At 58.7% G+C, this 21,481-nt stretch carries 14 protein-coding genes and 1 pseudogene; 4 read left to right on the top strand and 11 right to left on the bottom strand.

Annotated elements, in window-relative coordinates:
• Positions 1-254: 254 nt before the first annotated feature.
• From AC1DSG_RS00775 to AC1DSG_RS00760, 4 genes are all read right to left on the bottom strand, one after another.
• Positions 255-1,436: a GIY-YIG nuclease family protein gene (locus AC1DSG_RS00775; RefSeq protein WP_477789141.1), complete on the bottom strand. Its 1,182-nt coding sequence runs from the start codon at positions 1,434-1,436 to the stop codon at positions 255-257.
• Positions 1,429-3,552: a DEAD/DEAH box helicase gene (locus tag AC1DSG_RS00770; protein WP_477789140.1), complete on the bottom strand. Its 2,124-nt coding sequence runs from the start codon at positions 3,550-3,552 to the stop codon at positions 1,429-1,431. The genes AC1DSG_RS00775 and AC1DSG_RS00770 overlap by 8 nt, the downstream gene beginning before the upstream one ends.
• On the bottom strand, positions 3,549-6,338 hold the full coding sequence (locus tag AC1DSG_RS00765) for a class I SAM-dependent DNA methyltransferase (protein WP_477789139.1): 2,790 nt from the start codon (positions 6,336-6,338) through the stop codon (positions 3,549-3,551). Before AC1DSG_RS00765 ends, AC1DSG_RS00770 begins: the two co-directional genes overlap by 4 nt.
• 178 nt (positions 6,339-6,516) lie before the next feature.
• Positions 6,517-7,203, bottom strand: coding sequence for an SOS response-associated peptidase (locus AC1DSG_RS00760; RefSeq protein WP_477789138.1), 687 nt, complete (start codon positions 7,201-7,203; stop codon positions 6,517-6,519).
• 131 nt (positions 7,204-7,334) lie between these two features.
• Here AC1DSG_RS00760 and AC1DSG_RS00755 point away from each other — a divergent pair, with 131 nt between their 5' ends.
• Both AC1DSG_RS00755 and AC1DSG_RS00750 read left to right on the top strand, forming a co-directional pair.
• A complete protein-coding gene (locus AC1DSG_RS00755; protein ID WP_153433506.1) occupies positions 7,335-7,760 on the top strand; it encodes a LexA family protein in 426 nt (141 codons plus the stop codon).
• Positions 7,753-8,118 (top strand): annotated as a pseudogene (locus AC1DSG_RS00750) (Y-family DNA polymerase); the annotation flags it as partial. The gene AC1DSG_RS00755 and the pseudogene AC1DSG_RS00750, both read left to right, overlap by 8 nt.
• Positions 8,119-8,291: 173 nt before the next feature.
• Here AC1DSG_RS00750 and AC1DSG_RS00745 read toward each other — a convergent pair.
• The 6 genes from AC1DSG_RS00745 to AC1DSG_RS00720 all read right to left on the bottom strand — a co-directional run bounded on the left by AC1DSG_RS00745 (position 8,292) and on the right by AC1DSG_RS00720 (position 17,228).
• Positions 8,292-9,263, bottom strand: coding sequence for an ExeA family protein (locus AC1DSG_RS00745; RefSeq protein WP_175389897.1), 972 nt, complete (start codon positions 9,261-9,263; stop codon positions 8,292-8,294).
• Positions 9,253-10,890 carry an IS481 family transposase gene (locus AC1DSG_RS00740; protein ID WP_294281967.1) on the bottom strand — a complete coding sequence of 546 codons (1,638 nt, stop codon included), beginning with the start codon at positions 10,888-10,890 and terminating at the stop codon, positions 9,253-9,255. The genes AC1DSG_RS00745 and AC1DSG_RS00740 overlap by 11 nt, the downstream gene beginning before the upstream one ends.
• 4 nt (positions 10,891-10,894) lie before the next feature.
• Complete coding sequence (locus AC1DSG_RS00735; protein ID WP_175389895.1) at positions 10,895-11,470, bottom strand: recombinase family protein; 576 nt, start codon at positions 11,468-11,470, stop codon at positions 10,895-10,897.
• A 487-nt stretch (positions 11,471-11,957) separates the two neighbouring features.
• On the bottom strand, positions 11,958-13,139 hold the full coding sequence (locus tag AC1DSG_RS00730) for a porin (RefSeq protein ID WP_175389894.1): 1,182 nt from the start codon (positions 13,137-13,139) through the stop codon (positions 11,958-11,960).
• Between the two features lie 267 nt (positions 13,140-13,406).
• Positions 13,407-15,185 carry a hydantoinase B/oxoprolinase family protein gene (locus tag AC1DSG_RS00725; protein ID WP_175389893.1) on the bottom strand — a complete coding sequence of 593 codons (1,779 nt, stop codon included), beginning with the start codon at positions 15,183-15,185 and terminating at the stop codon, positions 13,407-13,409.
• 12 nt (positions 15,186-15,197) lie between these two features.
• On the bottom strand, positions 15,198-17,228 hold the full coding sequence (locus tag AC1DSG_RS00720; RefSeq protein ID WP_175389892.1) for a hydantoinase/oxoprolinase family protein: 2,031 nt from the start codon (positions 17,226-17,228) through the stop codon (positions 15,198-15,200).
• 363 nt (positions 17,229-17,591) lie between these two features.
• Here AC1DSG_RS00720 and AC1DSG_RS00715 point away from each other — a divergent pair, with 363 nt between their 5' ends.
• Together AC1DSG_RS00715 and AC1DSG_RS00710 are read left to right on the top strand one after the other, a co-directional pair.
• The gene (locus tag AC1DSG_RS00715) at positions 17,592-18,998 is read left to right on the top strand and encodes an FAD-dependent oxidoreductase (RefSeq protein WP_175389891.1); all 1,407 of its coding nucleotides are present in this window, start codon (positions 17,592-17,594) and stop codon (positions 18,996-18,998) included.
• A 9-nt stretch (positions 18,999-19,007) separates the two neighbouring features.
• Complete coding sequence (locus tag AC1DSG_RS00710; protein ID WP_175389890.1) at positions 19,008-19,352, top strand: cupin domain-containing protein; 345 nt, start codon at positions 19,008-19,010, stop codon at positions 19,350-19,352.
• 40 nt (positions 19,353-19,392) lie between these two features.
• Here AC1DSG_RS00710 and AC1DSG_RS00705 read toward each other — a convergent pair whose 3' ends face one another.
• The gene (locus AC1DSG_RS00705) at positions 19,393-20,937 is read right to left on the bottom strand and encodes a PucR family transcriptional regulator (RefSeq protein WP_256669012.1); all 1,545 of its coding nucleotides are present in this window, start codon (positions 20,935-20,937) and stop codon (positions 19,393-19,395) included.
• Between the last annotated feature and the right edge of the window lie 544 nt (positions 20,938-21,481).

Here is a 21,481-nt window from a genome sequence, read left to right as displayed (position 1 = left end):
CTGGGGTCAATGATGTAACCACGTATGAAACCGCCATGGCCCAGTCCTGGCGGTTTTTTGTGTCCGCGTTTCGTGTGTTATCAGTCCTGAATTTGGGGTTTGGGGAGCAATGGAACAGAAAGTTTACTTAAGCCCAGCCTGCCTTTGGCTATTTGTAGCGGACGTGCCCCCCCTACCGCTTCAGTTTCGTCCGCCATACGCTCTCCTTGAAGGCTACTGTATTTGATGCGGTTTGCTGTGCCCCTTCAGTGTCCTTAGCTGACCAAGCGAGCTGTTTGGGGGTCATAGGCAACATCGGTAATCGATCCATCCCGAATACGCTCAACCGCTTCGTCAATCACATGAAGCGGCACCAGGAACCACTCCCTCGGTTTAACCGGATGGCCGAAGCGGTCTTCTATGGTCAGGTCGAGCTGTGCTGCACCGAACACGCGGTGGAAGATATTTTCTAACCTGGTGCGGTTTAGGTTGTGGAGCTTGTAGGTTGCGACCACCTCCACGTCGGCCAACAGATAAGTGGCATCTTTTTCCGCGCCTGCGATGCGCGTCTCCACCTTGCCGCCGGTCACGCCGATCTTGTGGATCAGCTCGCGGTGCTCAGCGACGAAGGGGTGACCAGACAGGCTGCGCAGCACATAAATGGTTCCGCTTTCAATGTCGTCAGGCTCTGGCGCATCGCCAAAAAGAGGCCCTATGTCTGGGTCGGTCAGGCGGCGGCCGGTGTCGTCCTTGTAGAGTGCCCGTTGTAGCGAGCGGCGCAGCAAGTTGCTTTCCGTACCGTTGGCATAGATGACGCGCAAGCGTGCATCGCTTTCGCCATTGGGAGCCTTGATGGTTTCGCCGATTTCCGCCACATAGGCTAGCTGCCCACCCACGATGAAGTAGTTCCCGGTTTCAATGCTGGTATCGCGTCCAAAACGAAGGGTTTTGCGAGCGCTAGACTTCAGATCCCGCTCTACCTGCTCGAACAGAGGTTGGAACTTGTTAAAGTCCGCACAAGGCGTACGGTCGGCTATTTCCTCTGCTGCACGTTTTTCAGTGCTAGAACGTACATGGCGCAGCACGGTGATGTCGTTCTGGTCGGCGGGCTCATCGCCAACACCCAGCTCGGCCAGCAAGGCGTCTTCGTCCATATCATCCATGTCTGTCGAGGCCGCTGCGGCACCAGATAGCAGGCCGGGGCCATCCAGCCCGGCCAGCAGGGTTTGTGCTTCTGGCAACTTGCGTAGCTGATCCAGGCGCACTGCATAGAGGCGCTCGAAAATGTCGCAGTCCTCGCCATGCAGCGGAGCGCGGCCATGGATCTGATGAAAGCGCAGAATGTCCTCGAAGCCTGTGATGATACGTTCCTCGCGTGGGGTTCGGTTTGCTGCCTTGAGCGGGGTGACTTCTACACCCAGCGCGTCGAGAAGTTCGTCATCGTTCATATTAGCCATTGCCTGACTCTCCCAGCGCCTGTGCCGCCTTGGCTTGGGCGCGGTAACGTGCCAGCGCGGCCACGCCTTCAGCCATGCGCTTTTCCCATGCATCGGCGGAATTGATGTCTGGCAGGCGACCACGCTCGTTCTTGAACTGCAAAGCGCGTTTTGCCAGCTCGCGGGCTTCGTCTTCGGGAATGCTCACCTTCTTAGCCGCAATGCTGGCTTGCACCTGGCGCAGTGATTTCTCATCCATCGCTTTCGCCAGCACCGCATAGGCGGCATCGAAGGGGTTGATGCGGTCGATCAGGTCAATGTCCAGGTCGCGCACGTTAACGAACTTGCGCACACCATCCAGTAACGCCGTACTGCCTTGAGGCATGCCGTCGTCGTTGGCATCGGCTTGTGCCAAGGCCAACTTGGCCTGCTGGGTAATGTTCATGGCCGCGATGGCGTGCTGGCGGATGGCTTCCTGGTCGGCCTCGCTCAAGTCCGGGTAACGCTCGCGCACGATCTTGCCCATACGCAGCTGGGTCAGCTCTTCGGGCAGGGTGTTTTCCTTATCAAACAGGCCGCGCTCCAGAACAGCTTTGTCCTGCAAAAAATTGGTGACGACTTCGTTCAGGTCTTCCTTGCAAATGCGAGTGGCCTCCCTGCTTTGCGGCGTGGTCAGCCCGTTGATCTCCACATGAATCTGGCCGGTGTCTTTGTTCACGCCGACGTTGTGGCCGTCGCTTTTGTAGCCTTCTTCGCCGTAATCGAAGCCCTCTTTCGGGCCAATGTGTTTGGGGGTGAACTCATAGCGAGGGGCTAGCACTTGTTCCATCAGCAGGCTGGCGGAAATGGCCTTGAGCATGTCGTTCACCGCCTCAGCCACAGCGGCTTGTTCGGCCGCTGGCTCCGCGATCAGGTTGGTGAAGCGCGATCGTTCCTTGCCCTCGGCATCACGGGTAGCGCGGCCAATGATCTGCACGATTTCGGTCAGGCTGCTACGGTAGCCAATGGTCAGTGCATGTTCGCACCAGATCCAGTCAAAGCCTTCTTTCGCCATGCCGAGCGCGATGATGACATCCACGTTGTCACGGTTGTCCTTCTGCGCCGGATCTTTCAACGCAGCGAGTACTCTGGTTCGCTTGGCTGGATCGCTGTCATCTACCAAGTCAGCCACCCTCAGTGTGCGGCCATTCTTCGCCTTGATTAGATGGAAGCCCGTGGCCAGATCTACCCCTTGCCAGTCCCCCAGCGCGCTCATGATTTCATTGACCTCGCGCTCCTTGTCCTTGAGGCTTTCGCGGGCGTTCACATTGGGGATATGGATGATGGTTTTCAGTGCCGGGTCCAACACCTTGGCGACGGCATCAACGTAGCGGCCTGTATAGAAGAAGTAGCCGATGTCCAGCGACTTGAGCCAGCGGTAGCCGTTGAGTTGCTCATAGTAGGTGTAGGTAACCGTCTCAAACTTGGCTTCATCCGCCGGGCCCAGCACCGCTTCGCTATCGCCACGGAAGTAGGAGCCAGTCATGGCCACCAGATGCACCTTGTCGCGGGTGATGAAGGTGCCCAGCTGGCTTCCCAGTATGTTGTCTGGATTGGCGGAAACATGGTGGAACTCGTCGATAGCGATCAGGCGGTTGTCAAAGGCTTCGATGCCCAACTCTTCCACCGCAAAGCGGAAGGTGGCATGGGTGCAGACTAGCGCCTTGTCAGTGCTTTCCAAGAACTTACGCACAGCGTCCACCTTGGACTTGGCCACACGGGGCTCGTCTATGCCTGGGGCGTTGCATAGGTTCCATTGGGGTGCCACCTGCCAATCCCAATAGAAACCGTATTGGCTCAGGGGCTCATCGGCAAAGCTGCCGCCAATAGAGCGCTCTGGCACCACGACAATGGCCTGCTGCAAGCCCTGGTTCTGAAGTTTGTCCAGCGCGATGAACATCAGCGCGCGGGATTTGCCCGAAGCGGGTGGCGATTTGATCAGCAGGTACTGCTCGCCGCGCTTGGCATAGGCGCGCTCCTGCATGGCGCGCATTCCCAGAGCATTGGCCTTGCTGGATATGCCCGTGCGTGCCGTGCTGATGGACACCGACGGCACGGTGTAGGTGTTGGTTGGGTTGCTTCTGGTTGGGTCCGTCACGCTTTCTTCTTCCTTTTTGCTTTAGGTGCGGCGTTGGCTTCAGCTGCGATCATTTTAGTGTAGAGATCAAACAACTTTTCCAACCGTTCCGTGTCATTCTTAAAACGACGACCGATGTAGATGCGCTCCAGTACTTCGTCGTTACGCTCGTGCGCGTGACGCAAGTTCTCCGGCATGCTCTCCGGTTCGTACAGTTCGCCAATAGTGGCGGGGAAGTGCGTCTCTCGGGCTAGCAAAATATCTTCGGCACAAACAGTCAGCTCGGCCTTGTTCTGCTCTGTGAGCAACGGCACTGGGAAAGTATTCCATCCGAGTGTGTTGGAATAGCGGTAGTCATTTTTTATCTTTCCACATACCGTCGCCACCCACATCAAGTGCAGCCGGGATCCAAGGATTGCCATATTCCATAGTGGCTCATCGTAGAGCCCACATGCTGCATTAGTGAGCGTGGTATGACTGTCTGCTATCCCAATTGGAAGGTAGTCTCTTCGTTCCGAAGAATGTATTGGAACAACAATGGTATTTTTCTTTCCAATACGCATCAATTTCAGCTGATGCGCCCGCTTCGCAAGCAGGTTGGCACCCTTATCCGGACTCGCTAGCCGCACCCTTCGCACTGCTTCAATGCGCTCGTTAAGTACGGGAATCGCCTGTGCCTCTAGCAGGTATTCATCTTCAATCCAGATGCAAAATCGCAGGCCGCCATTAATAAAATCATCCGAGCCAGAGATGCGACGAATGAAGCGTTCTCTCTGTGCAGGAGTCAGCATAAGTTCGTTAAGTTGGTCGCGACTTAGCAACAAATGTCCACCGTCGCTGGGCTTGTTACCGAACTCCATCACTCCCAGCCCGGACATTGGCGCCTTAGTCTTGTCAACAATGACGCGCGGACCAATAGTCAGATAGGGCGTAATGGAAGAGCCTTGCCGTAAAACAACCGTGCCGTCGTCTTGATGTTCATACAGATGACGCGTCGTATTGGCTGGCCCACCAATACCGACAATTGCTACTGTGACGCCGGCGTTGTGGCTGGCAAGGTTCGCCCATTTAAACGAGGTATACGCAAAATGGATATCACATGTAGTGTCGTACAGAATTGGCCAGAGAATTGGCACTGACTGCCCCTGGCAGACGGAATTGGTACTCACGAATGCCGCCACGCCTTGAACTTCGGCAATCCAATCGGCAGCTTTAATGAACCAGCCCGCTACATAGTCGAGAAAGCCCGTTGAAGTGGTGCGCCCATTAACCACGCTGCGAATATCTGCTTTTTGTTCGGCTGTTTGCCAGGTGTTTCCAATATACGGTGGATTGCCGCAAATATATGTCTCACCGCCTTCGTTCTCGAAGTTAATTTCCGTTTGATTGAGCGGCGTTCCGAATAAGTCATCGGCCACCACCTTCACATCCGTGCCCGTAGGAGGGCAGATGCTTAACCAGTCTAGACGCAACGCATTGCCGCAAATGATCCAGTTCTGCGCATCCAGTGGTAGAAACTCTGCCAGCGCGTCCTTCTGCCCGCGATACAACACATCGCACTGGAACTCGGCAATGATGAGCGCCAAACGGGCAATTTCCGCCGGGAAGTCGCGCAGCTCAATGCCTCGATAGTTGGTCAGCGGTATCTCGCTTCCCAGGTGCGGTTCTCCTCGGCGGCGGTTGATTTCCGCCTCGATCTCGCGCATCTGCTTGTAGGCAATCACTAGGAAATTACCGGAACCGCAGGCCGGGTCAAACACACGGATGCGCGCCATCCGCTTGCGCAGGTTCAGCAGCTTACGCTCGTTATCATCGGCTTCGGCCAACTGCACGCGCAGGTCATCCAGGAATAACGGGTTCAACACCTTGAGGATGTTGGGCACGCTGGTGTAGTGCAGACCCAAAGCGCCGCGCTCTTCATCGTCGGCCACGGCCTGGATCATGCTGCCGAAAATATCAGGGTTGATCTGTTTCCAGTTCAGGTTGCCGGCGTGCAGCAGATAAGTGCGCGCCATGCGGGTGAAGCTTGGCACTTCTGTGCTGCCGGAGAATAGGCCACCATTCACGTAGGGGAAGCCATTGGCCCAGTTCGGCAACCGGGGTAGGGCATTGGTGCGCTCGGCAACCTTGATGTTCATGGCGCGGAAGATGGTTTCCAGCACCTCATGGGTGTTGGAGCCGTCGCGCTCGCTCATACGCTCCACGGTCAGGGTGAACAAGCCCTCACCATTGAAGATGTCGGTGTCTTCGGCGAAGAAGCAGAAGATCAAGCGCGCCATGAAATGGTTCATGTCATGGCGGCGATCGGCCTTGGCCCAGTCCGGGTTTTCGCTTAGCAGTTCAACGTACAGCTTGTTTAGGCGGCCCGTAGCACGCACGTCGATGGGGTTGTCCTTGATCTCCTTGATGGTGGAGATGCCGGCCAGAGGCAGGAGAAAGCCGAAGTGGTTGGGGAAGTCCGAATAAGCGCAGGTGATGGTTTCACCTCCGATCAGCTCTTCGGCCTCAAGGGTTTGGCCATCGGTGGCAAGGATGAACTTGGCTTTGGCTTTTGTGGTGGCCGGGCTAGCGCGCAATGCCTTGAGGGTTTCGCCCACGGTGCCGGCTTCGCATGCGGCGATATGAATGTTGTTGCGCAGTAGCACGCCACCGGCCACATCCGATGCGTTGTTGTTGCCTGCACGCAGGCGCTTGAGGGCCGTGTCCTTACTGCCGAACGCGGCCAGAAAGGCGAACGGGAACTCCGCCGTGTCGAAGGGCTGGAGGGCCAGTTCCGATATTGCGGACTCAATTTCTACTGCATTCATGGTTTACCAATGTCCAGATCGCTCATGAGCGAGTGCGACGACTTTAGCCGTTAATTTTGTGGGTTGTGGCTAGACCACTGAGGGCTTCTGCATTCGTGCCGGCCACGGTTTGGGGGGATGATAACCCGACAGCCTCGAACGAGGTGGTAACCGCCCATGTTCACGGCAGCAGCGAACACTAATCCCGCCTTACGTTGGTTTTTGGTTCCGTTGCTCCCCAAACCCCAATTTGRCCAACGCTTAGCCGGTCTGCCGGGTACTGACGCATAAACTCCATGCTCGCGGTCGCAGGCGCGGTTAGCCAATCGTGATAGAGACCCTTCGGCAGAACCACCACCATACGTTTTTCGTCACCTGCTCGATGATAATTACGCATGAACGAATGGTCATCAGCATTAACCGTTAGCATTGAGTAGCTAAAAATATCTTCCCCTGATGGACTTCTCCATCGTTCCCATAAGCCAGCGATGCCCATAGGCTCGTTGTCGCTTCGAGTGATTCGGGTTGCGATCGCTTTACCGCTGCGCCAGTCGGGTTCATAGATGGCGGCCGCCGGAATGATGCAATGTTGAGCGTACTTCCAAGCGTTGCGAAATGAGGGTTTAACAGCCGCAGTTTCTGACCGGGCGTTGTAGCAGCGCCGGGCAATTTTCGTGTCTTTGCTCCAACCAGGTATCAGGCCAAACGAGCCCGATAGCAACTCCCGCGCTGAATCGAAGTCCTCCTGATCGTCCCGGTTGGCCACCCCCCGGACAAAGGGACCGAAATAACCAGGCCAAAGGTCCAATTTGGCTTGTTCAATAGGCTCAACGCCGAACGCCAAGGCAAGTTGTCCAGGGCTGGGGGCCTCATAATGGCTGCACATTACTCATCTCCTGATTGTCCCGCCGTCGCGCTCCAGGGCGCCCCGTCTATCTGCATCCGCTAGATATAAATTGACCGGACTGTGCGAACAAAGTTAACTGTACATTTGTACAGTATTCGGAAGCGTGCGTCATGAGCTATTCCATCCTGGGACCACTCGCGGCAGGCGGTGTCCCCCTGCCCCTATGTTCGTTTCGCGTACCGGCTGGGTTTCCGTCGCCGGCAGCAGATCATATTGAGCAGCAAATCTCGCTCGATGAAGTATTGAACATCCGAGCGCCGCACGTTTACCTCGCGTCGATAAGCGGGGATAGCATGCAGGGTGCTGGAATTTTTGACGGTGACCTGGCGGTGGTAGATCGATCCATAGAAGCCGTGCACGGTCACATTGTTATCGCGCTGTTGAACAACGAGCCGTTGTGTAAACGGCTCTGCCTGCGGGGCAAGGACGTAATCCTACTGTCTGAAAACCCCAAGTATCCGCCGCGCTACGTCATGGATGGGGACGAATTGGCCATTTGGGGGGTGATAACCAGCAGCGTGCGCAGCCATGTCTGAATCACCGCCCGTATTCGGCTTGATTGACTGCAACAGCTTTTATGCGAGCTGCGAGCGTGTGTTTCGCCCGGACTTGGCCAAGGTTCCGGTCGTCGTTCTCAGTAACAACGATGGTTGCGTAATCGCTCGAAGCTACGATGCAAAGCCGTTCGTGAAGATGGGCGAGCCGTATTTCCAAATTAAGGACAAACTGCGCCGCCACGGCATCGTGGCCTTCTCTTCCAACTACGCGCTTTATGGTGATATGAGCCAGCGGGTCATGAGTGTCATTGAGTCGATGGTGCCTGCGGTCGAGGTCTACAGCATTGATGAATCATTCGCGGATCTGCGCGGCGTGCCTAATCCGGAAGAATTAGGTGTAGCGACCTGCATTTGAAAACGTCCCGACCTGCAATCATCGCGGTTTTCGACCAGAATTAACTGCGAATGACCGACCCGGCCAACCAGCATTGATTGCGAATGAACCAGCATTGATCCGTGCCGACCTGCATTCCATCATCGCCAGCCAGGATTAGCTGCAAATAATGGGGCTCAAATCGGCAAGCCCGCTGCCAGCATCTTGTCGCGCAGCTCGACGGCCCGCGCCGGGTCGAGCGTATTGCTGAACAACGCCTTGATCTCGGTGGGCTTGGCGTCGAACTGCTCCACCAGTTCCTTAAGGCGGTAGCCGTGGCGCGTGAGAGTCGGCTCCAGGTCATCCAGTTGGCGGGACAAAACTGAATGCACGAGTTCTGCCGACACGGGCTTCTCACCGGTCAGGTAGCCGGCCTCCAGGGCCAAGCTAAGATGCAGTTGGATTTGCAGGGGTGTGCGCAGCTTGGTGGCGAGCAAATCAATGGCATCTTCAGTCAAGATCGACTCGGATTCGACCTTTCCCGCCGTACAGGTATCCAGCAACCAATGAATATATTCCCGCTGGCTACCAGTGATGCCGTCGAGCGAGAAAATGTCAGTGCGGTAGCCGATTTCCTCCATCGTCGGTCGGCGCAGGTCGTTACGCAGCTTGGGGTGCCCGGCCAATACAATGGACAGCCGACCGTCGCCGTCCTCGACCAGCTCCATCAAGCGCTTCAGGCCGGTCAGGGTGTGGCCGTTGAGGTCATGCGCCTCATCGACGAACAGGGCGACCGGGCGCTTGTTCTTCCTCACCAACTCGCGCAGGTCACGCTCTCGTTTTTCGCCCTGGGTCGGGATGCGTACCTGTTTCTCGGTGGAAAGGTCGTAGAAGAGCGCGGCGATGAAGGTGGCCAACTTGATGCTGTGCTTCTCGATGGCCAGTGATTTCGAAACCGTGATCTTCTTTTCCTCCTCCATCGCTTGTTGCAGCCGGCGCAGCATCACGGTCTTACCGCTGCCGATGACACCGCACAGGGCAATCAGCCGTCCTTCGAAGATTGCCCCCTTGATGTCCTTGATCAACTGTTGATGGTGGGCGGTTTCAAAGTACCCGGCCTGGTTCAGTGGCAACGTCAGTCCGTAGTGCTGCATCACTTCAGCCCGCATGTTCTTCTCCTATTTTCTTGTGGCGGAAGTAGCCCCGCACGCGCTCCAGTACGATGCACTGTATGAGGGTTTCGCTCAGCACCTGATGGATGTAGGCTTGATCGTCGGCTGAGAGCTTAGCCAACGGCTGCGCCAGATCATCGGCGATGGCCAGTTTGGCGGCGATGACGCTGGGAAACCGGTATTCATGTGCCTCGGCATCGAAGGGTTGGCGGGGCAGTGACACGGGAACGGCCGGCGGCATCAGCCGCACATCGTCCCCGGCCAAGGCGGCGATGGGCAGGCCAAGCTGGTCAGCCAGCGAGCGAATGCGATCCGATCGCTCATCCGCCTTGCCACGCTTGAAGGCGCGGTAACGGTGCAGCGGAATGGGGCCGGAAACCGGGTAATAAGGTCCGAAGCGCTCACCCTCGAACTCGGCATAGAGTTCGTCATCGAACAAGCCCCAGAGCAACATCACGGTTTCGCCGGCCATGTCGGGCTCCACCTCGTAGGCCGTACCGTCGATGCTGACCCGCGCATCGACGCCGACCTTGCGCCGCTCCGGCTCGCGGGCGAAGCGGCAGAACTGCTCCCAGGTGCACATCTCGCGCAGGCCCTCGACAGGCAAGTTGGCGAGCCAGTCATCGATCCGTGAATGCGGTTCGGCGCGATGATCCTGGGTGTTGTAGGTGCGCACCAGGTAACGCAGCAACCATTCGTTGGCCTGCGCTTCAGTTTCCGGCTTGTGGAAGTGATACAGCGTCTCGTGGGCTTCCTTCACGGTGCGAAAAGGTCGCTCCACCTTGCCTTTCGAGCGGGCCGTGGTGCGGGTGCCATCCTTTCCGGCGGGTATGTGCGTCTGCCAGTCAATGCCCAGCGCCTGCATGACGTTCTGGAAGACGCGGCGCTTGGCCACCGGGCCGTTGTCCAAGTAGATCAGCTTGGGACGGCCCTGGAAGGGAAAGGTAGGGTCCGCTTTCGGCGCCATGGCGTTGAACAGGAAGCGCAACGCCGACTCCGCATCCTCGCCATACACACAGTGGTATTCCTGATAGGCCACGCCACTGCGGTCGTCAACCACGCTGAACAGCATCAGCGTCGGCTCGCCCCTGGCCGGGTCGATCCAGTCCGGTTTGTCGATGTGTTTGAGGTCGGAGGGCGAGAGGTCGAACTGCCAACAGTCGTTGCTGTGCGTCGCCTGAAAACGCGTGGCTGGAGGCTGCCGCAACAACCGTGACTGATCCAGATGCCAGCGGTTGAGGTATTCGTTCACCGTGCTGCGGGTCAGCACCCCTTTGGGCGCCTTGACCAAGCCTTGCTCGCTCTCCACCCCGTAGTCTTCCAGCAGCTCAATGGCGCGGCGGGTGGACAGGTGCCTTCCTTGCTTATTGGTGGTTCGCAGTTTCAGCGCGGCGATCAGCTCGCAGTAGCACTCCAGCTCGGCTTGCTGCAACACACGCGGCTTGCCGTAATCGGCCCGATGAGCCGCATGGGGTTTATGGATGAGATTCAGCGCCCGGTATACGGTGCTTGGCGACACGCCGTACAACTCGGCTATCGCGGCCACCTGAGCAGTCCTTTCGGGGCTTTTTTTCGGCAAGCGGTCGAGCCGCTGCCGCAATTGAATCAGCGAATCGGTCGGAATGATTTTACGCCGCCCGCTGGGCATCACGCTCGGCCTCGGTCAGGTAGTTGTAGAGCGTCGAGCGACCGATGCCCATCATCCGGCAAATTTCCGCCACGGTGTGTTGCCGCTCGTGATAGAGGCGCAGGGCCAGTTCTTGCTTGGCCGGATCGAGCCGTTTCTTGCGCCCGCCCTTGCGTCCGCGAGCCCGCGCGGCGGACAAGCCGGCTTGGGTGCGTTCGCGGATCAGGTTGCGCTCGAACTCGGCCAAGGCGCCGAACAGGTGATACACCAAGCGGCCTCCAATTGAGGCGGTGTCGATATTCTCCTGCAAGCTGCGCAGGCCAACGCCGGCGGCGTCCAGCTGCTCGACCAATCGGATCAGGTCCTTCAGCGAGCGGCCGAGGCGATCCAGGCGCCAAATCACCACGGTGTCGCCCCGTCGCAACGTGGACAGCAAGGCGGTCAGCCGCACGCGCTCGGCCTTGGCACCACTAGCGGTGTCCTCGAAGAGGTGCTCACAGCCCGCTTTCTCCAACGCATCGCGTTGCAGATCGAGGAGTTGATCGTCGGTCGAGACGCGGGCGTAACCAATCAACATGGTTTTGTCCAACTATTCAGTGATAGCTCAGTGTAGACGGATACTGAAAGTTGGAAGCTGATGTTGGATGTCAATTTCAGGAGCCGGCTGCACAGAACGTGTCATTTTCAGAAGTCGATTGCACCAATGGTCAGAAGTCGATTGCATTACTGAGGAAGTCTTTGCTACCGCGGGCTGATGAACTGACGACGGAGGACCTCGTAGGTCAGGAGCAAACGAGCCCCACTCGCACATGCTATGTGGGTATTTTGAGGCATCGGCTATCGCATTCCGCCAAATGGACACTTCATGTGCATGATGCCTTGTACAATACGCTGGGCAAATGGCCATCATGATCGTTGCATTGACGTTCAACAGGCCAATGGCAACTTTTTTAAGATGGGGTATTGCTCTGCCAGCCGCACCGCCAATTCTGTCTACCGGCCTATGCCCGCAGTGGCGAGGCCCCTACATGGCTGGCGCCGGCTCTCTGTGGAGGTCAAGCGACTTAGAAGTAATAGCCGATGTTGGTATACAGTTGATTTTCCCACTGGTTGGTACCACCGGCTCCCGCGCTTTGCGTATAGCTGCTGGCCCCTACGTAAGGATCATTTTTTCCATTGAGCCATTCGACAGCGATGAAAGTACTGCCCACAGAAAACGAAGTTCCCAGAATGAATCGCTGTGAATCTTTGAACGCATCTTCGTCCTTGTCGAACAGGCTGTAGTTGCCATACACCTTGATGTTCGTGGACCAGCCTAGTTTTTCTGCAATGTCGTAGCTTAGGTCGGCTACATACAAGTCGCCTTTTGAGGCAACGTTGAAGGTACCGTCCAGTGCACCGAATGTCACTACCTTGTCAGTGCCAGGGTTTTGGGGGTTCACTTCCTGACGAGCAGCTTGCAACTGAACACCCCAAGGGCCATTTTTCCCCTTGTAGTGGACTGCAACCGCATTGCGTCGGCCGTTATCATTGGTGTCCCGATTTTCCAGAGAGGATGTAAAAATCGATCCGCCGATCTCGGATTGCCAATTCCCAAGTTTGAAATTTCGAACTAAGCGTCCGGCCACGATGTCGCGTTCTTTGTTGTTACTTCCATCAACGACATAGACGTCTGCCGCTGCAACGCTTGGAGACCAAGTCCTGCCGCCCCGACTGGTGCCTTTTCCTTGATCTGCTGGGCTGATGTAGTAGCCAGCCTGCAAATTCCAATCACCGCTTTGCTGGATGTACTTGATACCCAAGTCCTGAACGTCTTCGAGGCCAATGACGTTGCCCAACGTTTCGAAGAATATACTGCCAAAGTAATGCTGCAGGCCGAATGGGATCTGGTTGAGGCCTACCTGTATTTGATGGGCATCGTCAAATTTGTAGCCCACCCAGGCGTATTCCGGAAATGATATGTCCCCCACCTTACCGGTAGATCCCCTGAAAGGATAATCGCCGCCATAGAAGCGGTATTTCGCAGCACCGATCCAGCGCTCAGAAGTGTAGGTTGTCGTCAGAATTAAAGTGTCGAAGCTGAGTTCCGAAATGTTTTCATCCGGGTCGAAGTCACCACGGGCGCGGATGGCTCCTCCGATGTCCAGATTATCAGTGACCGCCACAGCGTAGGAGGGTGAGTTCATGAGCATTAGTGTTGGAAGTAATGCCAGACCGATCAGCTTGCGTTTAGCGCACAGGTACATTGATGCTCCTTTCTTATGGATGTAGCTGCCCGTTCGGCCACAGGCAAGCGGTGGCGCGTCGGGCTTTTATTGGTATGGGGTGTTACTGACTGATGCCTAGTGTCCTGTTTGTTTAACTTGAGTTCTGGGCGAATGGCGAAGAACTGCAGGAGCCCTTCAACGCCTGGGTGGTGAAGGGAAGCAGAACAACACTCGAGCGAAAGGGCCGCAAAGCGGCCGCTCCGAGACTCGACACTCAAACATGATCCCTGATAGAGGGGCCGAGCCTTATTCCCCTCGCAGTCGCATCGTGGCGACCTCATCGATCCTGAGTGTGCGCGGATCGATAACTACACCGTAGTGCTCCCTGGCCGAGTCGACGCTGATGTACTCGTCCAGTACGTCTTCGAGCACCTCGTCAACCGTACGCTTGCGTGGATCGCCCCAGCCGCCGCCACCGGTGCTTTCGAACATGAACACATCGCCTGCGCCGAACTTATGCGAAGACAGCAGCGGATTGGTCCACGCACCGTGGGGGTCGAGGCCGCCGATTACCTGTGCGCGCCCGTCGGCGTGCAGGTGACTGGCGCGTTGCACCGCGCTGGGCAGGCCGCCAGCTGCACCCGGGCTGCCTTCGAGGGTACGGGAGGTTTCCATGCCAAGTTCGCCTCCGCCCAAGAAGCGCACCTTGAACACCGCACCTAGCCCACCACGATGACGTCCAGCGCCTGCGGAGTCATTGCGAATTTCGAAGGCTTCATATGCGATCGGGAAGAACAACTCGGCGGTCTCCGCAGGCATGTTCATGCAGTTGCCCAGGGGATCCATGGTCACGCTCATGCCATCGGCGTACGGCGTGCCGCCCCAGCCGCCTGCAGGCAGATCAGAAAACACGTCGGTTTTTCCGTCAGCCGAGGTACAGCTGGCGACGAACCAGTTGCACTCCGAACAGGTCGAGCCGGTGATGCGATCGGGGATTGCCTTGGCTAGGGCCTGCCAGATGGCACTGGTGATCTTCGAGGACGTCAGGGTGGTACAGCCGATGGTCGGTGCTGGCCACGTCGCGTTCAGCCAGCAGCCCTCTGGCAGCACGACCTCAATGGGGTTGAACATCCCTTGGTTCTGCGGAGCATCAGGCGCCAGGAAGAACTGCAGGGAATATAGCGCTGCCGAAATAGTGTTGGCCCGCGGCGAGTTGATCGCGCCCTGGCAGATCGGGTCGGTGCCGGAGAAGTCGACGGTGATCGAAGTGTCGCTGATCGCCAGGCTAACCTTGAGCTTCACACGCTCACTGCCAATGCCGTCGGTGTCGGCGTAATCCTCGGCTTCGTACAAGCCGTTGGGGATCTTGCGGATGCTTTCACGGATCATCTTCTCGGTGTAGGCCTGGATCTTCTTCATGGCTTTCTGCACGGTGGCCGCGCCGTAGCGGTCACACGCACGTTGTAGTTCCTGCTCGGCCGCCAGCAGCGCGCCGAGATGGGCCTGCAGGTCGCCCTTGATAAAGTGTGGGGTTCGCGAATTGTTCAGAATGATCGCCAGCAGGTCTTCGTTGATCCTGCCTTGCGAAAAGATCTTCAGTGGGGGCAGGCGCAGCCCCTCGGCGGCGATGTGGGTGCCGAACGCCTGGCCGCCAGCGCCACCGCCGCCCAGGTCCATCCAGTGGCCACGGCTGACGCCGTAGCCGATGAGTTCACGCTGGTAGAAAATTGGCTTGATGAAGGATATGTCGTTGATGTGGGTGCCGCCCCGGTAGGGGTCGTTGACCACCAGCACGTCGCCTTCAAGTACGTTGTCCTTGCCGATGCTGCGTACCGCTTCTTCGGCGCTGAACTTCATCGCAGCCAGGTGTACCGGGCAGTTGGCGGCCTGGCTGATCAGCTGCAGGTCTGCGTCATAGATCGCGTTGGAAAAGTCCAGCATGTCCGCCAGGATTGGTGAAAACGATGAACGTTGCAGGACCGTGGCCATGCGGTCGCTGGCGTATTCGAAGATGCTGCGCATGACCTCGAAGGTGATCGGGTCGATGTCCTGGCCAAAATCGGTGTTCGAAAGGTTCTTGCTCATGGAGGAGTCCTCTTATTGTTGTTCGAGGTCGATGATCAGGGCGCCCATGGCATTGACGTGGGCACGCGTCTGCGGCGGCATGACCGTGCAGGCATGTTCGTACTCAATGATTGCCGGGCCTTCGATTTGGTGCTGGGTGCCGAGTGCTTCACCGTCATAGACCTTGCACTGCAGCCACTTGCCGTCGAAGTACACATCGCGCACCGATTTGACGACGTCGGCGACTGAGGTGTTCACCAGGTCGATCGGCGGCGGCGAGTCCATGCGGCCGATGGCGGTGACACCGAACGAGACGAACGCAGGGGCGAAGTCCTCGGAGCTAACCCCAAACTCCTGTTTGTGCGCTGCGTGAAACGCCTGTTCGATGCCCGGCAGCAGCGCGTCGCTCAGAAGCCCCGCCGGAATGGGCGTTTCCACCTCGTACGACTGGCCGACATAGCGCATCTGCGCGGTGCGGATCAGTTCGATGTCGCTGTCTTGCTCAATGCCTTGCTCACGCAGTACCTGCTTGGCGCTTTCCTCGAGCTCCAGTAGCATTTCGTTGACCTTGCCCAGGTTCGCTTCCTTCACCGGCGAGTAGTAGAAACGCTCCAGGTCCTGACGCAGATTCATGGCAGTGGCACCGAATGCGGACGCGACACCGGCATAGGGCGGGACGATGACTTTCGGGATGTTCATCGACCTTGCAACGAAGCAGGCATGCAGCGCGCCAGCCCCGCCGAAACTGGCATAGACGAAATCACGTGGGTCTCGCCCCCGCCCGACGAGGATCTTCTTCACCGCCTGCGCCATGTATTCAGAGCCGATGCGGATCATCCCCTCGGCGGTCGCCAGCGGCGGCAGGCCGATTTGTTCTGCCAAGCGGTTCATTGCCTGCTCCGCGGCGGCGATATCTAGCTCGAATTTGCCACCCAGGGTTGGCTCCAGACGCCCGAGCAGCAGGTTGGCGTCGGTAATAGTCGGCTGAGTGCCGCCCTTACCATAGCAAACAGGCCCCGGTTCGGAACCGGCGCTCTTGGGCCCCACGCGCAGCGAGCCACCCTGGTCGACCCAGCCGATGGAACCGCCGCCAGCACCGACGCTATGGATGTCGAGCATGGGCACCACAATGGGCACTTCCCATTCGAGCTCGTGGTCACGAGTGATCAGGCCCTTCCCGTGCTCGACGATGGACACATCGAAACTAGTGCCGCCGACATCGGTATGCAGGATCCGTTCGAAGCCGCTCAACTGAGACAGATAGCCAGCATAGGCGACGCCTCCGGCCGGACCGGATTCGAGCATGTCCTCGGGATGCTGGCGAGCGAGCTCTGCCGACATAACGCCGCCGCTGCTCTTGAGGATCAGTAACTTGCCGGTGAATTGGCGCTGGCGCAGACGGGCTTCCAGGTCGTCCATGTATTTGACCATCACTGGCATGCAAGCTGCGCGTACCGCCGTGGTGGTGAAACGACCATGTTCACGAAAGACCGGGCGAGTATCGGAGGACAGCACGACGTGCACGTCCGGGCAGTGCTCAAGCAGGATGTCACGCATCTGCCGCTCGTGATCGCCGCTGGCATAAGAGTTGATGAACCCGATTCCCACGGAGCGGATACCGGAATCCCGGATGCGCCGAGAGACCTCGGTAGCGGCCGCGACATCCAGCGGGCGTTCGGATTCGCCACGGACATTGGTACGCTCGGGCACGGTGTAACGGTGGCGGCGCTTGATGATCGGCTTGGGCTTGGTCTGGTACGGATCGTACAGGTGTTCCCGATGTTGCCGACCGATTTCGAGGGTATCGCGGAAACCCTCCGTGGTAATAAAGACTGCGTCAGGGTAGCTGCGCTCGATCAGCGCATTGGTCGCGGTAGTGGTGCCATGCATCAGGTGCGAGATATCGGCGATGGCGATACCGGCCTTGTCGATGGCTTCTAGGACCGCAATCGAACGGTCTTGCTTGGTGGTGAGGACTTTCGCCGTCACCTGCTTACCTGAGGTTTCCTCCCAGGCGAACAGGTCGGTAAAGGTTCCACCCACATCAACGCCTACTCTCCACATACGATGTTTCTCCGCGTTTATTGTTTTTGGTTGCACGTCCCTACGTTCCTACTTGGGGCGCGCGGGCTCAATCGGTCGCAACCAACAAATGGGCGGGGTGGCTCATACATTCGTACGATTTCATCGCGGGCAAGGCCGCACCTACAGGCCCTGCGCAGTGAGCAAGCACGCGCGGTGACAGATAAGGAGTGCCCTCGATAAGGGCGGAACTGCTGAAAACGCAATGCCAGCACTTCAGCCAACGCCCCGCTCATACGATCGAACGAGCCCCCGCGCCGTTTTCCTACCGTAGCTTAATTGTTGGAGCCCCCAGGTACTGGGAAACTGTCAGTACCTAAAAATACCGCACCGTGGGGAATCACAATGAAACTAAACCCGACCCCTCCATTGAAGCCCAGTTACTGGATGGAAGCTGCCGATTTCACTGACTCGCTCACGCCTCAATCGCTGGCACAGGAGTCGGTGGACATTTTGATCATCGGTGGAGGCTTCGTTGGACTCTGGACGGCCCTGACCATTAAGCAGATGGAGCCCGATGCCCGGGTAATGATCATCGAGCAGGACGTCTGCGGCGGTGGCGCGTCAGGCCGCAATGGCGGCTTTGTGATGTCATGGTGGCCCAAGATCGGCACGCTGCGCAGCTTCTGCGACGAGCGTGAAGCAAAATTCCTAGGTGAAAGCGCTGAGCAGGCGATCGAGGAACTGGGCGACTTTTGCCAGGCCCATGGGATTGACGCCCATTACCAGCGCAAGGGCTGGCTGTGGACGGCCACGACCCCGGCGCACGTGGACGCCTGGAACGGAACCCTGGCGGCCTGCGAGCGCTTGGGTGTACAGCCCTTCGAGCGCTTGAGCAGTGAAGAGGTGGCTAGGCGCACCGGGTCGGCCATTCACCTGGCCGGGGTGTTCGAGCGTAGCAACGCCACGGTCCAGCCGGCGCTGCTTGCGCGCGGCCTACGGCGGGTAGCACTGGAAAACGGAGTGGAAATCCGAGAGCATTGCGCCGTGACCGAGATCCAGCCCGGCGAACCGGTCCAGGTCGACACCCGCCAGGGAAAGGTACAGGCTCGGCAAGTAGTGCTGGCTACCAATGCTTGGGCCGCAGCGCTTCCAGAGCTGGCAGCGTTGATGGTACCGGTGAACAGCTCGATCGTGGTCACCGAGGCAGTGCCCGAGCGCCTGGCCGCCACCGGTTGGAAGGGCGGCGAGGCCATCACCGACTCACAACTAATGGTCGACTACTACCGCACCACGCGGGATGGGCGTATCGCCTTTGGCAAAGGGACTGGCGCGCTCGCCTACGGCTCGCGCATCGGCACGGTGTTCAGCGAGGATGCCTCCAGTCTGGAATTGACCGAAGCGGACCTGCGCCGGACCTACCCCGCCCTGTGCGATGTTGGGGTAACCCATCGCTGGTCCGGTCCGATCGACCGTACCTACGACAGCCTGCCCATCTTCGGTCGCCTGGGCGGCCAAGCGAACATCCATTACGGCATCGGCTGGAGTGGTAACGGAGTAGGGCCAAGCCGCCTGGGCGGGCGCATCCTGGCGAGCCTTGCGTTGGGCGTAGACAACCCCTGGAGCCGTTGCCCGCTGGTGGAACGCGCCTGCCGCCGTTTCCCGCCCGAACCCCTGCGCTATATCGGCGGCTCGATGGTTCGCAATGCCGTGATCCGCAAGGAACGTGCAGAACTGGCCGGCATGCCTCCCGCTGTGCTGGACCGCTTCCTGGCGCGTTTCGCCCCCGCTGGGCTGGAAGACAAATCTTGAGGACATGACATGAACCCAACGCTCATTCGTATCGACGGCGAACATTGCTTCACAGATCCGCTGGCGGTCGGCCAGCCGCTGGGCGAGCCGGTGGCCAAGGCGAGTCTGGCGGCTCATTGCTCGGTGTCCGGCGGCGCGACCAGCGGTTTCTGGGAGTGCAGCGAAGGCCGCTTCCGCCGCCAGGTGGCGCAAGCTGAGTACAGCTACATCATCAGCGGCGAGGGCAGTTTCACGCCGGATGATGGCGCTCCGGTGGAGTTCCGTGCCGGTGATGCGCTGTACTTCACCGCTAATACCCAAGGCACCTGGGAGATCCGTCAGACCGTGCGCAAGGCCTATCTGATCCTGGGCTGACAGATGCCCTCGGCAGGCCGGCGCGTCGGCGCCGGCTGCTTCAATCGCTGATCCGGGCGATATCGGCGCAGCGCAGTGCGATCCACAGCACCGCCACATCCTCCGTCGACTCAAGTGAGCGACCGGTGATCTCTTCTATTCGTCGAATGCGATACACCAGTGTCTGCTTGTGCACATTTAGGCGTTGCGCGGCTTTCTGCCAGGAGCGGTTGTCTTCCAGGAAGACCCGCAACGTATGCTGAAAACGGGCGCCATGTTGGTCGTCGTAATCCGCCAGGCTGCCCAGCACCAAACGGTGAACGCGGGCAGCATCGTCCAGGCTGCTCGGCAACCAGGACTGTTCGTCGCGGGCGTCGGCATAGACCACCAGAGGGCGGTCCGGCGTGGCGTGTGCCAGCGCGAGCCTGGCTTCGCGCAGTGCTTCAAGTGTCCGTAGCGCATGACCCAGCGGGTTGCTCTGGCCGAACGGGCAGTCCAGCTCGTGCTGCAGACGCTCGGCCGCGCGAGGATCGGTCAGCAGGGCGATCAGCTCGGCCCCCTGGAGGCGTACGGCAATGCCGGCGTCCAGCCGGGCCAGGCGCTGCTTAAGAGATTCCTGCTCGGTGGACGCGGCCTTGGCGACCACCAGGCAAGCCTGTTCCACCATACAGCCGAACTGCGCCAGTCGCTCCTGCGCCGAACGCTCGGTCAGGCGCTGCTGGAGCAAGTCGTCGAGCAGTTCCGAGCCCAGGCGCAGCAGGCGCTGGTGTTCGGCCTGCAGGCGCACGAGCTCGGTCCCCAGTACGCCCACGAGATGGTGTAACAGGCCATAGTCCAGCAACTCGCCGGCGGTGGCGAGCAGGTGGCAGTGGCGGGTCGACGGCAGGGCCATGACCAGTGCTTCCTCGGACCCGTCACTGCAACGGGTCACGGCATCGGGAATCTCCCGCTGGCCCAGCGCGTCACGCCAGCTCGTCGGGAGCGTGTCGAGATCATCCTGCCACGGCTGCAGATTCCTCGCATCGAATAGGTAAATCCGTGAGCGAACGTCGCTGGCCAGGCGCTTGAGCAAGGCCGCCAGCCCCAGCCCCTGCAAGCCAAGGCGGGCGCTTTCGTATAGCCGGCTGACCGCCATTCGCCGCTGGTACTCTTCCTCTTTGCTGGCATCGAGAATCGCGCGGGTGACGGCCGAGAAGGGTACAGAATAGAACGTCATCAACAGCGGAAGCCCGAGCAGCTCGGCCTCTGCCTGCACGGCGGAGATGTCCGCTGGCGCCTGCATGTTCTCGCCGATCATCAGCCCGGCCAGCCGGGCCTTGGCCAGGCGTCGTACGTAGAGCCGTTGAGCCTGCGGCTCGATCGGAATACCGATGCCGGTGGTCATCAGCAGGTCGCCTTCACCGAGCCATTCGGTGGGGTCCATGAGTTCGCAGACATGCGCCCAGCGCAGTTGCCGGCCGACGCCAGCAGCGCCGCCCAGCAAGCGTGTCTGTAGCGAAGTGTTGTCGAGGATGTCCTGGATGCAGTACGCCATGATGAACTCGTGTGTGGTCGGGGTGCTGGGATGCATGAAGGGTAGGGTGGACCACTGTCGCGTATTGGACATGCGCTCCCCTTTGGACAGTCCATGGAGAACCATAGTTAGCTGTACAGCGCCGAAGAGAAGAAGCGCACCAGTGCCCGTATCAAGCTCGATGTAGGCAGACGAAAAAGCGAGGGCATACGCAAACAGCGATGTAGCGCACTTCCAATCTCCTTTCGGTTTTTGAGACTTAGCGGTTAAGCGCAGTATGAGCCATAGCATTAGTGCTCCACTAGTACGTTAACAGCTGCCCCGTGCCAACCAATGATTTAGCATTTAAACAAGACCTTACCGATGACTTGATGAGTCGGAAATAGTCAGGGTCACTGCTGCACCGACGCCCATAACCTCAAGGTAGCGTTGACTGGCTCACCTTCAGAGTCCTGAACTCCGCCAGTTCGCTGGAACGCACCGCGTCGTCTTGCGGGAGGGCCAGCTTCTCTGTGGTCCACTGAGTCAATTGGGTTCCGTTCGGGTCGAGCGTTCCGCCAGTAGACTTCGTTCCCGCTCGATCACGGCCAGAGTGGCCTGGCTCTCAGTGAGGCATCGCTCAGCCTTGCTGATGGCG

Source organism: Pseudomonas sp. P5_A12 (assembly GCF_056400685.1).
This window is presented reverse-complemented; position numbering and strand designations above follow the sequence as displayed.

Coding starts and splice junctions, on each gene's coding strand:
- AC1DSG_RS00775 (WP_477789141.1), bottom strand. CDS start 1,436: ATGGCTAATATGAACGATGACGAACTTCTCGACGCGCTGGGTGTAGAA.
- AC1DSG_RS00765 (WP_477789139.1), bottom strand. CDS start 6,338: ATGAATGCAGTAGAAATTGAGTCCGCAATATCGGAACTGGCCCTCCAG.
- AC1DSG_RS00755 (WP_153433506.1), top strand. CDS start 7,335: ATGAGCTATTCCATCCTGGGACCACTCGCGGCAGGCGGTGTCCCCCTG.
- AC1DSG_RS00745 (WP_175389897.1), bottom strand. CDS start 9,263: ATGCGGGCTGAAGTGATGCAGCACTACGGACTGACGTTGCCACTGAAC.
- AC1DSG_RS00735 (WP_175389895.1), bottom strand. CDS start 11,470: ATGTTGATTGGTTACGCCCGCGTCTCGACCGACGATCAACTCCTCGAT.
- AC1DSG_RS00730 (WP_175389894.1), bottom strand. CDS start 13,139: ATGTACCTGTGCGCTAAACGCAAGCTGATCGGTCTGGCATTACTTCCA.
- AC1DSG_RS00725 (WP_175389893.1), bottom strand. CDS start 15,185: ATGAGCAAGAACCTTTCGAACACCGATTTTGGCCAGGACATCGACCCG.
- AC1DSG_RS00720 (WP_175389892.1), bottom strand. CDS start 17,228: ATGTGGAGAGTAGGCGTTGATGTGGGTGGAACCTTTACCGACCTGTTC.
- AC1DSG_RS00715 (WP_175389891.1), top strand. CDS start 17,592: ATGAAACTAAACCCGACCCCTCCATTGAAGCCCAGTTACTGGATGGAA.
- AC1DSG_RS00710 (WP_175389890.1), top strand. CDS start 19,008: ATGAACCCAACGCTCATTCGTATCGACGGCGAACATTGCTTCACAGAT.
- AC1DSG_RS00705 (WP_256669012.1), bottom strand. CDS start 20,937: ATGTCCAATACGCGACAGTGGTCCACCCTACCCTTCATGCATCCCAGC.